This window comes from Marinobacter sp. DUT-3, assembly GCF_050379435.1.
Lineage (GTDB): Bacteria > Pseudomonadota > Gammaproteobacteria > Pseudomonadales > Oleiphilaceae > Marinobacter.
In genome coordinates this window covers 520,015-534,246 of sequence record NZ_JBNRMG010000003.1, presented here as the reverse complement: position 1 = coordinate 534,246, position 14,232 = coordinate 520,015, and the positions used below count along the sequence as shown (strand labels likewise).

Sequence of the window (14,232 nt, the reverse complement as noted above, 5' to 3'; positions counted from 1 at the left end):
GCCAACTAAACGACGATGGATGCACATCATGGATGATCACAGCCAGTTCCGGCTACTTTCCGAGCGACGATTTCTGCCGTTCTTCCTGACACAGTTCTCCGGGGCGTTTAACGACAACCTGTTCCGTAATGTCCTGTTGCTGCTGATCACCTACACCGCCGGTGGCCTGCTGGGCCTGCCCATTGATGTGGTGGTGAATGTCGCGGCCTTCCTGTTTATCCTGCCCTTTTTCCTGTTTTCCGGCATCGCCGGTCAACTGGCGGACAAATACGAAAAATCCCGGGTGATTCGCTGGGTAAAACTCGCGGAAATCGCCATCATGGCACTGGCGGCCGCCGGGCTCTGGCAAGGCTGGTACGAATCGCTCCTGCTGCTGTTATTCCTGATGGGGGTGCAATCCACGTTCTTCGGCCCGGTGAAGTACGCCATCCTGCCCCAGGTGCTAAAGGACGATGAACTGGTGGGCGGGAACGCCCTGGTGGAAATGGGAACCTTCGTGGCCATTCTGGTGGGCACGCTGGCTGCGGGCCTGTTAATGGGCAGCGACCAGCCGGAGAAACTCGCCGCCATCGGGGTTGTGGTTCTGGCGGTGTTTGGCTACCTGGCGGCACGACAGGTACCGGTTACCGGAGCAACCAATCCCGGAATGACCATTCACCTCCGCCCCCTGCGGGAAACCTGGAACCTGATGCGCCTGGCCGCGGAAAACCATTCCGTGCTGCTGTGCATCATGGCGATCTCCTGGTTCTGGTTCCTGGGCGCCGCCTATCTGACCCAGTTCCCCAGCTTTGCACAGACCGACCTGATGGGCGACGAGACCGTCGTCACCCTTCTGCTGGCGATTTTCACCATAGGTATTGCACTGGGCTCAGTGGCTTGTGAGCGGCTTTCCGGCCACCGGATCGAACTGGGCATCGTGCCCATCGGCTCCCTCGGCATCAGCCTATTCGGCCTTGACCTCTTCTTCAACATGCCCGCCAACCCGGTGCCCACCGACTGGTGGATGATGATCAGCGACAGCCAGCACCGACAAGTGGCTATTGATCTGCTGGGTATCGGCTTCTTTGGCGGCCTGTTTATCGTGCCACTTTACGCCTTCGTGCAGCGGGAAACCCCGGAGGCCCGGCGGGCCCGCGTGATTGCAGCGCTGAACGTCTTCAACGCCCTGTTCATGGTGGTCAGCGCCATTATGGGCATCCTGATGCTGGGCGTTATCGGGCTCAGTATTCCCGAGTTCTTCCTGGTGCTATCCATCATGAACCTGGTGGTGGCGGGATTTGTGTACCAGCAGGTGCCGGAATTCGCGCTCCGGTTTATCGTATGGGTGCTCTCTCACACCATCTATCGGGTTCGCCACGAAGGCTTGCACCGCATACCTGAGGAAGGCCCGGTGCTGTTGGTCTGCAACCACGTCACCTACATGGACGCGCTGGTCATCGCTGGTGCAGTAAGGCGGCCGGTCCGGTTCGTGATGGACTACCAGATCTTCAAAACGCCGATACTGGGCGCCATTTTCAGGCTCGCCAAGACCATTCCCATCGGCTCCCGCAACCGGGTGCCGGAGATCTATGACGCCGCTTTCGAGCGCATTGACGAAGAGCTGGACGCCGGAAACGTGGTTTGCATCTTCCCCGAGGGACGACTGACCTCCGATGGCGAGGTAGCCACCTTCCGCAGCGGAGTTGAAATTATCCTGGAGCGCAGGCCCGTGCCCGTTGTGCCCATGGCGTTGCGCGGCTTGTGGGGGAGCTTCTTCAGCCACTGCGGCGGACCGGCCCTGAGACACTTCCCCAGGCGGTTCTGGTCGCGGATTGAGTTGCTGGCCGGAGATCCCATACCGGCAGAACGGGCAAGCGCTGAACGACTGGAAGAAACCGTGAAAAATCTGAAGGGAAACAGCCGCTAAACACTGCCTCTGCGACAGAGTTGTAAAGAGCCGGCCCCATGCTACTCTTTGGATATAACCAATTGACGCTCTCTCTTCACGGTGGTGCCTCGCACGCAGGACGGTATTGTCCAGCCAGCGCCGCCATGCCTGGATGGAAAGATGCATTTGCAAGGACAGCTCAGCCGCAACCGGTTCGTGAATCGACTTCGCAACCTGCTTTTGGGTGGGGTGCTGCTCTGCACCCTGGCGCCGAACCTGAAAGCCGACGAGCCCGCCCCGGGCGTGCGACTCACCAACGGGCACTGGCCCCCATACATGGAGAACACCCCTCCACATTACGGGGTGATTTCACACATCGTCACTTTGGCCTTTGCCAAACACGATACACCAGTAACCTATGGCTTCTTCCCCTGGTCCCGGGCCCGCATGCTGGCAGCAAAAGGCGTGTGGGACGGCTCGGTAGCCTGGACCTGCCGCCCGGAAATGCTCAAGCAATTCCACTTCAGCGACCCCATCGTGGCTCACAACTATGCCCTGTTCCACCGCACGAGCATGGACTTTGACTGGGACAACGTAAAAGACCTGGAAAGCTATCGCATGGGCCTGACCCAAGACTACAACTACGGTGAAGAATTCGAGGAAGCCGTGGCCGCCGGCACCATCAGTGCGGATGTAACCACCTCGGACCGGGCTAACCTCCGCAAACTGGCCGCTGGACGAATCGACCTGTTCCCCATGGAACCGGCCGTGGGCATGGGTATGCTCAAGAAATTGAACCTGAGCGACAAAATCACCTTCCACACCACCCCGCTGCAGTCGGACTACCTTTACCTGATCCTGTCCCGGCGAGCGCCAGACAGCGAGCGGTATCTGGAGGCATTCAACGAAGGGTTGAACGAGCTGCGGGAGTCCGGCCGGCTTGAAGAGTTGATTACGACCTCGCTGCCGGATTTGCCGGTTCGGTATTTGGTGGTGGAGGATGGGGATAAAGTGCAGTGTGTAGAGTGAGAGTCTCCAGCAGGTTCAGGTGTTCCTTGTGCTGCGCCTCAATAGAATCATAATTCCAGAGGCGCAACAGGTGTCAATTCGATGGCAATTTAGCGACTACGTCACTCAACCGGTGTGGGATAGTTCACCGATGCAATATCCCCCCAAAAACGGACCACTGCACCACCGCCCTCAAGCCGTTCAAGCGGCTCACCGTTACGATCATGCCAGAAGGGTACCAACGCCCCGCCATCCTGATCGTATGCGACCAGGGGAAGGTGCTTGAGATCAAAGGTCGACTGCACCTTCAGCAGATCCTCCAACAGTTCTTCACTGATCTGCAGTGTTCCTCTGGCAACTTGCTCCAGCTGATACGCATCACCGGACGACGTAACTGGCAGAGCAGCGCGCTCCATCCGATACGAGGGGGCGTTACTGCTATCAGGCTTTAAATCAAACCGTGGCACATTTCCCCGATACAACGTTCGCTGCCCCACAACCTCACCGCCATTCATCGTTGTCCTGGCAGCGGGGGCAGAGAAGGTCATTTCCTCTGTTCGAGTGCTGTAGTAATGAAATTTGAGACGCTCTATCGGGTCGGCTTCCGTCCCGGTAAATTCAAATATAATCTCGCCGTCTTTTTCATGGGGAGGCATCATCGAGAGGCTCCGCATTAACGCCTCTGCCATAGCTTTCTTCCCGCCGCGTGGATCCATCGATCCCAGGATTGACTCGAACGCAGAATGCGTCATCCGCAGGCCAAACTGGGGCACAGGCTCTCCTGCTGTATCAACCGGATACCCCATGATGCGGGGCAGCTCGCCTAACGAAATCCCGCCAGTTTCAGACACACGAATACGCACCGCCTTAGAGTTCCACTCATCAATAGACAGCTTCAGACCGGCCTCTTTCAACTCCTTCACTGTCTCGTTCTGATCCAGAAAGGCTGAATACATCTGATCGGGCGTGGTCACCGGCACATCGAGTTCGATCACATCGATCAACGCCAACTGGTCATCCGTCAAGTCCTGACGAAGGAAGGGCACCCGGTCAGAGTCAGGCCGCCCCCGGCTACTAGCCGGCTTAAGCATCCTGAAGTCGGGATTCGGCAATACATCTTCCTGTATCAACTTTCCTTCAGCATCAAACAACCGGACGCTTGCCACAGGATGAAACGTCGCCCGCTGCAGTTCAACGGAATTGAGTTGTGGCTCTAACCCCTTCCCTCGTCCGTATCCGTAATCTACCGGCTCAGTGCCGAACCACAACAACGTCCTCTCCAGCTTAGCGAGGGATTCCTCAGCGGTAGCTGGACCAAAGGGAGGGACGAAGTAGTCGTCAAAGATCGAACTTGATGTATCAACAGGTCGGGCTCGCAATGACATCTGCGCCATGGAAAGCAGCTTCTGGGTGTCCGGATCCTGTTCGACATTGGTCTGCCTGACAGTCAACTGGCTTGTGACCTGAAAGGTTGATCCTTTGTGATCCTGTCCGGCCAAGATCTGCACACTAGCCCGCCGGGGCCAACCAGTGTCGCGCTCAAGATCAAGATAGCCCGCCACTCGATAGGTATTTGCAGTTAAGTCCTCGCCTGCCGACTGGGCGTCCGTGTCAGCAGGGCCAAACGTCAGGGTAACCGTCTGGTCATCCAGATGACTGACTTCAAATTGCAGCCCCTTCAAGGTTGACCCACCCTGCTCCTGGTCCGGTGTCTGCCAGGACAATCCCAACGTCAGCTCTTCATCAGGGACCTGAGCTGGATACCATGAGAAAAGACTCAGGCTCCTGAGCAGGATGGTCTGCAATACCTCTGGCCGGTCTTTGACGCTATCGAGCGAATCGAGTGCGTCCTGGTTCCGGTAGGAAATATCGATGGGCACCGCTTGAGAGCTGACCCGCTCAACCACTCCGGACTGCAGGAAACCCGCCAGCAGCTTCATGTCCGCGCTTTGGCGCTCACCCCGCTCGGTATCCACAAGGGCTCGGCCCCGCAACCTCTCCACCGCCTTGACGGCGCCGGTTTGCAGTTCAACAACACCGTCCCGGACATCCAGGACTTCACTGCGCAGAACGCTGCTCATCCTGGTGGAGGCCCCGCGCCTGCCTGCCATACCCGGCAAACCGATCTCCGTGGTCTGTTCAATCGAGAAGTAGCGAACATCCCCAACCGGGGGATTGAAGGCAGGGTTATCTACGGCAGAGGTACTTTCAGAAAATACCCAAAAAACGGCAATACCCAGTATAAGAGCGCAGGTCAGCGCACCAATGAATCTCATCATTTAATTCCTTTCCTTGGATTATTGAATCCCTCAGGATCCTCGTTTTAAATCAGTTTGCAGCCTCATGGTGGAGGATGGGAATAAAATGCGGTTTTTGGAATGAATTAATCTACAAAGCTTTTTCAAATTGGTTTATGGCTGGAGAAGCTTAAGATCAACGAGCAACGATAAAATCAATAACCTTTGCCGGTATCTCTTAAAAATAAAGCTTGGCTGAATAGCCACCCCTTTAAATCCGACACACACTATATTTTCATGCCGGTGCAATATCCAACTCACTCAAGGAAGGCAGCGACATTCCCTGACGATCTAATTCAGCCCCCCAAAACTCGAGAGCCAGTCGATATACTTCCTCAAAGAACAACCTCCCGTTATTTATTTCCCAATCAAAGGGCAAACAGAAAGTGTCTGCTTCCTCAGGTTCAAAGACCGACAAAAAATCGTAGTCTGGATCCCTGAGTGCCCCCAAAAGAGATTCGACAAGAACCTTTTTATGAGCTGAAGTAAGGACTTGAGCCCTTGCGCCTTGAAAAAACAACTTCCGAAGAAGCTGATTAACTTCAGCTCTGTCGTTAGGATCAAACTGGTTTAAATACTCACCTAGAGATTCCTCTCGGTCGTAGACGTCAAATTCTCCCATGAAATACATCGGAGATGGATGAAAAGGAATATTTGTGTTCAGCCAAGTGCGTTTCAACGCTTATTCCCTTGTTGGTCAGCCCAGCCTTATATCGACCCAATTAGGTGTCCCTATCACCACGCACATAGTATTTTTTATTTTCATTCTACATTTAAATAATGTTAATAAAATCGCTCGCCGTACAACGCAAACCATAATAAAGAAAAGAAATTTCTCGGCTCTTCTACTGGCTCAAATGGCATCTCTACCGCATCCAGTATTACCTGATAGTCAGATTTAGGATCTGAAAGCAAATCAAAAAGTCTGGATTTAATCAATGATTTAGACATATCATCCAAGACTTCATATTCTGGAACAATGAACCTTTTGAACACTTCTAACATCTGCCCCTCGTTACTAGGGTCGACTTCTTTTAATTCATCCCAGACAAAGGCATCAAGCATTTCATAATCAAAATTTTTAATTATCGTCACAATCGCTGAAACATCAAATCTTCTTTTCATAATGCAATCACTTACCCAGTATCGGAAAAGCCGTTATTGGCTGAGCAGCTCTATTGAACCAAACTTGTACGCTAAACGATGTGTCATAGAGTCCACTTCCACCATGATAACCCTCACCAGCTTGCGATCGATATACTAAAGGTCGTTCCGCCAAAGCCTTACTGCCTGTATTTTCGTATATTCTCATGGCCCGCTCTATCGCATTAATTTGATCTCGATGACTCAAAAATCTTGTCGAATTTGGGGTTACCAGGTTTCCGTTTCTACGATAAACAAGTTTCTGCGTTACTGGATCTATACCATTTACAGCCCTATCGTACTGCTGCTCGAGTGTCGTTTGAGCTCCATGCCTACCCTTGAAATGTGCTCCAGGTATCGATTTTTCTAGGGCGTCTAGCCTTTCAGCGGCTATATTTTCTAGCCTGTCATTTATAATTTCTCCACGTTCCTCAGCTGAGACATGAGCATATTTCTGGCGGAGTTGTTCACCTCGGCTCGGCTGAGTATTAGTTTGATCGGGAGAGCTCTTTTCTACCGACACCAACCCCAACGGATCCACCCATCCCGTCGGATTAGGCACATACTGGTAGTTATTCAACCCACCCGCAAGCCCAATCGGGTCCGGGGTCAGGAAACGTCCGGTGTTGGGATTGTAGTACCGGTGGCGGTTGTAGTGCAGGCCGGTTTCCGGGTCGTGGTATTGACCCTGGAAACGGATCGGGTTGTCGATTTCATTGACCAGGGCGCGGACTACGTTGCCGTAGGCGCGGTAAGTCACCGACCAGACGAGATCACCCTGTGCATTGGTGAGTTCCTGGGGTGTGCCCAGGTGGTCCAGGTGGTAGTAGTAAATGCTGGCCTGTTCGGGGCCGTAGCCGTCTACCAGTGCCAGGGGCTTGAAGGTGTCTGGCTCGTATACGTAGGTGCGGTACTGGTCGCCGGTTTCTTCGGCGATCAGGCGGTCGCCCTGCCAGAGGAACTCGGTCCGGGTCAGGCCGTTGGTTTTGGCGATGCGGCGGCCGAAGGCGTCGTATTCGTAGTGCCAGGTGCTGCCGTCCGGCTTGGTGACGCTGGTCAGCCTGTGTTCGCAGTCGTAGGTGTAGCGGGTAACCAGTTTTTGGTCTTTACCACGGCGCTCTTCGGTCAGGTTGCCGAATTCGTCGTATTCGTAGTGGCAGTCACCGTGCATGGTGAGGCGGTTGCCGCGTACGTTGGCGGTGTTTCCACTGGCCGGACTCTGGCTCTGTTCCAGCAAGTTGCCGGCAGGGTCGTGGATCAGCTGTTCGTACAGGTCGCCGCGCACGCCAACCAGCCGGTCCATCGGATCATAGACGTATTCCCGCAGGCCTTTGCGGCTATCCTGGATAGCTTTGAGGTTACCGTTGGGATCGTACTGGTAATCCCGCTGGGCGGCGATGTCCTTGATGCGGCCCTGATGAATGCGGTGCTGGGTCAGGCGGCCTTCTTCGTCGTAGACATAGGCGCTCAGCAGATCGCCCTGTTGCCGCTCCATTTCCTCGCCGGTGGCTGCCATACGATGGCGGGTCAGCGGCTGGCCGTTCAGGTCGATGCCGGATAGCAGGCCGGATTTGTCGTGCTGGTAGGCCAGCGCCTGGCCATCGGGCAACACCATGCCGCTCAGGCGGTCCATGTCATCGTAGCAATATTGAAGGGTGGCCCAGCCTTGGTGCTCCGTTTTCAGCAGCCCAAACTCGTCGTACTTGAAGGCCAGCGGCCAGTGGCCATCGTCCACACCAGTCAGCTTGCCGTCGGCGTTGTAGCCGTACTGGATTTCACGACCGTCTGGCAGCACTTTTTTCAGTAGCTGCCCGAGTTCGTCCCGCTCATAAGCCGTGGTTTGCAGGACATCGCTGGAGGTGCCGTACTCGGCTTTCTCAATCAAATGGCCGTTCAGGTCGTACTGGTAGGCGGTACGATGACCGTCAAAAGCCGTTTCCTGTTTGACCAGGCCATTCGGGTAATAGTCGATGCGGTACTCTTCACCCCGTTCGTTCTCGATATGGGTGAGCAGGAAGCGGTGATGATCATAGCGGTAGCGCAGTTCGCTGCCGTCCGGGTTGATGCGCCGGGTCAGCAGGTGGAGGTTGTTGCCGTATTCGTAACGGGTTTCCCGTCCCTTCTCGTCAACAAAGCGCGTCACCTTGTTGTAGTGGTTGTAGTGATACTGTCGGCGCCGGTTGCCTGATAGAATCTCCTCGGTCACCCGCCCCAGGCCATCGTACTGGTACCGGGTGATGGCACCCCGGGCGTCTTTCTTGGCCAATAGCTGGCCGAACTCATCGTACCGGTATTGGTAGAAAGCGCCGGTGGGCGTGGTTTCCTCGATCAGTTGGCCGTGGCTGTTCCAGCCCCATTTGTGGGTTCGGCCATCGGGCAGGTTTACCTGGGTCAGCTGGCCCTGCGGGGTGTAGCTGTAGCGGGTTACCCGACCCTTAGGATCAGTTTCACGTTCAAGATCGCCCAGGCCAGTGTAATCAAACGCCCAGGTCTGGCCATTGCGGTGAATTTCCGCGATGCGGCCCTTGCGGTAGGTGAACAGAATGGGCTGACCGTCCGGCCCGATTTTGCCCTGGAGGCGGCCATTCTTATCGTACTGATATTCAGTGCGCGCCCCCATGGGGTCAACGGTGGCTTGCAGGCGGCCTTTATCATCGTATTCGCTGACGTGTTTGGCACCGTCCGGGTCGATCTTCTCCTGCAGCTGGGCGCTACCATCGTAATGCCAGATTTCCTTGCTGCCGTCGACGTAGCTGACGGTGCAGGTGTGATTGTCGTCGTCCCACTCAAACCGGGTATCGACCTGCGCGCTGTCGCCCCATTGGTGAACACAACGCCCCTTGGGCGAAGCTTCGTCCCAGGCCAGATAGAAGCTGTAACCGCCCGCCAGTTGGCGACTGGTCAGCATGTGGTTGTCGTAACCGTAACGCTCGGTGCCACCAACCGCATCTTTAGCGGCGATCAGGTCATCGTTGCTATCGTATTCGTAACGGCGCTCGGTTCGCAGTTGCTGCCACTGATAGCCCGTGTCTGTGAGCTTGCGGCGCAACAGGTTGACGACCTTGAGATAGCTCCCATCAAATTCAAATGCCAGGGCGTCGCCAGCCTCACTGACCAGTCGCTCAAGCTGGCCGTGGAGGTCGTATTCAACCTGGAGCTTGTTGCCATACCGATCCGATATCTTCGCCAGCACGCCATGATCACCTTCTCGGCGGAAGTGGTAGCGCGGTGCTTTTTCCCCGGCACAGGCAACAATGTGTTCACCCTCTTTCCAGGCAGCCATGCCGGTCTGGGAATTGGTGCCGAAGGGGGCGCTGTCGAGCTCAGGCAAGCGGGTGTTCTTGCCCTCGTGGTCGTGCCAGGTAATGCTGCTGCCATCAAAACTCAGGCTGTGGTTCAGGCTGTGGCGCCAGCCGTATCCCATATCCTGGCGGCGGTCACTGCTGCCGGAGCGATACACCCGCTTGAATTCGAACGGCAACGGGCCGCTGAGGCGTGCATCGGTGAGCTCAAGCACCTCTTCACCGGTAACCGTGCTTATCGGGTCCTCCACGCTTGCCGTGGATTCGTTGTCCTGGGTAACCCGGCCCTGATCGGTTTGGGAGGGAGACGGTTCATCTCGAACCGGGGCGGTACTGGCTTCACTGGTTGCACCATGATCACGGCCGCCGGCCTGTAGATTCGCCACCTCATCGTTGTCAGCCATTTCCTGGTACACGGCATTGCGGTTACGTACATCCGTCCCGGGCTGGGTGCTGGACGGATTCAGGCGACTGCCCCCTGCAACCTGGATGGCACGGTGATTGGTACCAATGTCTTCCATGAAATCCTGAAATTCTCTGGCGAACTGCCCGAGGAATTCACCCAGAATGTTTTTGCTGGCACGCGCACTGTCTGCCACATTCATCGCACTGGCAGCAGCTTTACTGCCAATGCGGGCGCCATATTTGGCTGCCAGGCCAGCACCGCCGGTAATGATCAGCCCGACGACGACATCGAACAGGATCTGCCCTACCAACTCACCAGACACTTCAGCAACCTGTGTCGGTGACAGCAAGCGGAAGTACTGGCGAACGGTGTACATCACAAGAAACAGGAAAATCTCATCATTCGCTACCAGACATGCCTTCAGATAGGCATCGTCGGCTTGTTTCAGGGTTTCCATCTGCTCCTGGAGCTCTTCCGGCAGGTTGCTAAAGTCATAATCCAGCAACCCGCAAATCACGTCATAAATACGACGGATATCGTCCAGCACCGCAGTAAATCCATCCGCGATACCTTCCTGAAGGCGCCCGTAGACGGCCAGCGACTGCTCCGTGGAACTCATTGACAGATAACTGTCCCACTCCTGGCGGGCTCCGTTGTTCCAAGTGGTCTCCAGCAAGGAGCAGCACCGGTCTATGAACCCTTCGTAGGTCGCGTAGAGGGCATCCATATCAGCCTGTGAGACGTCAGGAGACATCACCACCCGGTACTCTTTCCCGGGAGTTACCGGCACTTCCGCTATTCCATTTTCATCCGTGGTGCCGCTGTGGATGGTGTCCCAACTATCGAACAGCCAACCAGTGTTCTCCTGGATTTCAAAAGGCGTGGAAGGGATCGGGGTCTTGCTCACGTTCTCGTGGAAATGAGCAATCTTGATCTTGCGTGTTTCCTCACAGGGAGCCACCGTGGAGGAAACCACTTCGTCTTCACCGACGTCCTCGCGGTTGGCCTCGCCATTAACCTCCAGGATCTGCTCATGCCCCATGAAGATTGATGAGAACCAACCCTCACGCCAGTCTTCATAGGAATTGGCAAGGCATTCCCGCAGTTCCCGGGTAATGGCGTTAATATCCGGAAGGGCGCCAGAAACCTGATCGGAAGTCTGTTCTGAAGCCTGAAGAGCCGTCCTTGACTCGATCATTGATCCATCCTCACTCAGTATGCGCCCTGCGATGCCTCACGCATCAGGGCTTCATGTATGGCTTGCACGTGTTCCGGGGCAAGTTTCGTCACCACCTCTGCGCTGGTCAGCCGCCGTAAATGGCGCTCAACTTTCTGGCGGGCGATGGGCTCCGGATAGCGGCTTAGGGGAGATTGCTTTTTTTTGCCGAGGGCTGAGACAGTGTTGTCCACCAGTTGCCCCCAACAAAGGACTGCGATTTTTTTCAAGGTTTCCGCCGGCAGCGAAAACCACGGAAATTCCGGCTCCGGTTTTGGACCTGCCGGCGTTCCCGGGTGGTTGATAACCTCACCATCAGGCAACACGACAGATGCAACCGGTCCCATCAACTGGGCGAGGTGAGCCTCATCGACACTGCCGAGGATCGGACCAAAAAATCTGGCATCCCAATAACGAAAAAACACCTCCTGCCCGTCCGGCAGGATAATCTTGGTCAGGCTGCGGATGTGGCCGAACACCTCTTCCAGCGAGGCGTCACTCACCAGTCCCCAGCCCCAATCGGTACTGTCGGTTTCGTCAATCCAGTTCAGGAACGCACTTGTGTCCGTCACCTGCGCAAGAAACGGCATCACTTCCTGCCAACTGGCATATTGCGTGCCCTGGAACAGCGGGCGGGCTGTCAGCCCATCGGTCGCGTAGAAGTGGCGCACGGGTTTAGCTGCACTGGTACCGCTGAGCACAAGATAAACAGAACCTTTGTGGTCACGCTGTTCACAGAGGCTGTGAAGTTGGGTACGAAAATCCGACGGTTCAGACACTGCACACCCCATCACGACATTTAACACACTCTTCACAGAATGGTGCATCGGACATCAGGTTCTTAAACTGCGGCGCCGTAAGTGGCACCTCTGACAGCATGGCTGGTTCAATAACCTGTTGCACCAGTCCCTCGAGGTCCTGCGGCATTCCCGGCATCACCACACCCTGCCCCGAACCACTACCCGGCGAACCACCGGAATTGATCTTGATGCCAGCGCCCGCCAGCGTCACACCACTCGGATCCAGCTTCAGCAGACTGCCACCGGCGGATATAGTGAGTTCCGCACCCGCGTCCAGCACCACTTTGGCGCCGGCCTTATGGTGAACTTCGGTGCCGGCTTCGCTGAGGGTGCCCTTGCCTGATTTCTGGTGGAAGGTACCGCCGATGGTCTGGCTGCAATCGCCGCCGATGGTCTGGCGCTTTTCGCCATCTACGGTGCAGTGATCGTTGCCCTTGATGTGGGTGACATTGTTATTCTCGACCGTTCGGTGGCTGTCGTTCCTGACAACTTCGGTGCGGTTGTTTTCCGTCAGCAGGTCCAGGTCTTTCTGGGCGTGGACGTAGATCTGTTGCTGGTCGGCTTCGTCCTCAAATCGCAACTCATTGCTGCCTTCGCCCTTGTGGGTCTGGGTTTTGAGGGTGGTTCTTGTCTTGTGCTCCGGCAGCGCATAGGGCGGTGTGTTGGTGGCATGGTAGGTGCGACCGGTAATGATCGGCTGGTCCGGGTCCCCGTCCAGGAAGGAGACGATGACTTCGTTGCCGATTCTTGGCAGTGCCATGAAGCCGTATTGTCCACCGGCCCAGTCCTGGCTGATTCGCAGCCAGGCGCTGCTGTGTTCGTCGTTCTTGCTGTATCTGTCCCATGGAAAGCGGACTTTCACTCGGCCGTGTTCGTCGCAGTGGATCTCTTCGCCTTTCGGGCCGGTGACGATGGCGATCTGGGGGCCGTCCATCCGCGGGCGGTGTTGGATCTGTGGGCGCCAGGTGCGGTCCGCCGGGATGGCATTGAAGGCGTTGTGGTAGGTGGTGGCACCACTACCACCCTCTTCTTCCAGGGCCTGGGGCTGCTCGCCGGTATGGCTGATGCTGGTGAACAGCCATTCCCGGTTCAGGGCCTGGTTGTCGTGTTCGGTGAGTTCGACTTTGGCGCCCACGGTAAAGTCGGGGCGGTTGCTCTGGCCGTTGGCGGTGGCAGCGTCGTTTCTCAGGGCATCCAGGCGGCTTTCGGTGAACGGCTGGCCGCTGGCGTCGGCCTTGAAGCGGCCAGGGTAATCGTAGTGCTGGTAGTCTTCCCGGTGCTGGACATCGCCAGCCGCACTGTCGTGCATCAAGGCATAGGCAGGATTCCTGAAGGTGTAGTCCTTCATGGCCACAGAGGCGGCCTTGATCCGTTCGCGGTAACTGAACTGGAAGATGGCGCTCTGGCGGGTACTGCCACCGGCTTTGCCGTTGTATTCGGCGGACTCGAGCCTGGGGGCGTCGCCGTGGTGGTCGGCGATGACCAGGGCCGGCTGTTCTTCGCCGTCGACCGAACCGTGGTGGTAGCGGTAATGCCAGCCTTCCTCCGCGGCCAGTCGCTCTACGAAATCCAGGTCGCTTTCCCGGTGCTGGACGCAGTATTCCCGTTCTTCCGGGCGGCGTTTGAGGTCGAACACGGTATCGACGATGCCCCGCTCTTCCAGCAGGGTGCGCACGATGGCGTCGGTGGTCTGGGTCTGGAAGATGCGGCTGTTGTGCATCAGGCCCAGGCGCCAAAGCGGGGGCTGTATGATGACTTCGTAGCGGGTACGGCGGTGGCCGGAATCACCGCGGGCGAATTCGTTGACCACGCCGGTGAAGCGCCGCAACGGCGCGCCGTCCTGCCAGACCACCAGGTCCACGGCCTGTTCCAGTACATCGGCTGCCGCGACCGACGGGTCGGTGCTGGCCAGTTCCAGCTTGCCGTAAAACAGCTCGGAAAGGTTTTCGGTCAGCTCAAAGCCGACAACGGAAAAGTGATCAGAGGAAAATCCGCCAATGGTGGCGGTGAACTGCAGTCCGCTTGCCTGGGGCATGTCTTCGGTCCCTGAAGATAAAGTCGTATGTTCATTACTCGTCCTGAGCATGGCCGATTATAACGATCAGGCCGAGGAATGTAACCCCGGGGATCCCGAGTTGAGAGGTTGACCTCAAACCCATTCTGCTGCACTCTAATCTGGTTTCATTATGCAAC

General features: G+C 56.4%; 8 protein-coding genes. 2 read left to right on the top strand and 6 right to left on the bottom strand.

The genetic code is table 11. The annotated features are described in order from the left end of the window. Positions 1-28 precede the first annotated feature (28 nt). Together ACQUWM_RS07800 and ACQUWM_RS07795 are read left to right on the top strand one after the other, a co-directional pair. A complete protein-coding gene (locus tag ACQUWM_RS07800) occupies positions 29-1,906 on the top strand; it encodes an MFS transporter (RefSeq protein ID WP_428921753.1) in 1,878 nt (625 codons plus the stop codon). Between the two features lie 141 nt (positions 1,907-2,047). Beyond that, on the top strand, positions 2,048-2,896 hold the full coding sequence (locus ACQUWM_RS07795; protein WP_428921752.1) for a substrate-binding periplasmic protein: 849 nt from the start codon (positions 2,048-2,050) through the stop codon (positions 2,894-2,896). Between the two features lie 101 nt (positions 2,897-2,997). On the opposite strand, the gene ACQUWM_RS07790 is transcribed toward ACQUWM_RS07795, so the two are convergent. From ACQUWM_RS07790 to ACQUWM_RS07765, 6 genes are all read right to left on the bottom strand, one after another. Continuing rightward, positions 2,998-5,154 carry a hypothetical protein gene (locus tag ACQUWM_RS07790; RefSeq protein WP_428921751.1) on the bottom strand — a complete coding sequence of 719 codons (2,157 nt, stop codon included), beginning with the start codon at positions 5,152-5,154 and terminating at the stop codon, positions 2,998-3,000. A gap of 253 nt (positions 5,155-5,407) precedes the next feature. After that, complete coding sequence (locus ACQUWM_RS07785) at positions 5,408-5,851, bottom strand: hypothetical protein (protein ID WP_428921750.1); 444 nt, start codon at positions 5,849-5,851, stop codon at positions 5,408-5,410. A 104-nt stretch (positions 5,852-5,955) separates the two neighbouring features. Further along, on the bottom strand, positions 5,956-6,297 hold the full coding sequence (locus ACQUWM_RS07780; RefSeq protein WP_428921749.1) for a hypothetical protein: 342 nt from the start codon (positions 6,295-6,297) through the stop codon (positions 5,956-5,958). A 7-nt stretch (positions 6,298-6,304) separates the two neighbouring features. Further along, on the bottom strand, positions 6,305-11,221 hold the full coding sequence (locus ACQUWM_RS07775) for an RHS repeat-associated core domain-containing protein (RefSeq protein WP_428921748.1): 4,917 nt from the start codon (positions 11,219-11,221) through the stop codon (positions 6,305-6,307). A 14-nt stretch (positions 11,222-11,235) separates the two neighbouring features. Beyond that, positions 11,236-12,066 (bottom strand): DUF4123 domain-containing protein, encoded by an 831-nt coding sequence (locus tag ACQUWM_RS07770; RefSeq protein ID WP_428921747.1) that lies wholly within the window; start codon positions 12,064-12,066, stop codon positions 11,236-11,238. After that, entirely contained in the window at positions 12,011-14,074 is a 2,064-nt protein-coding gene (locus ACQUWM_RS07765; RefSeq protein WP_428921746.1) for a type VI secretion system Vgr family protein, read from the bottom strand. Before ACQUWM_RS07765 ends, ACQUWM_RS07770 begins: the two co-directional genes overlap by 56 nt. Between the last annotated feature and the right edge of the window lie 158 nt (positions 14,075-14,232).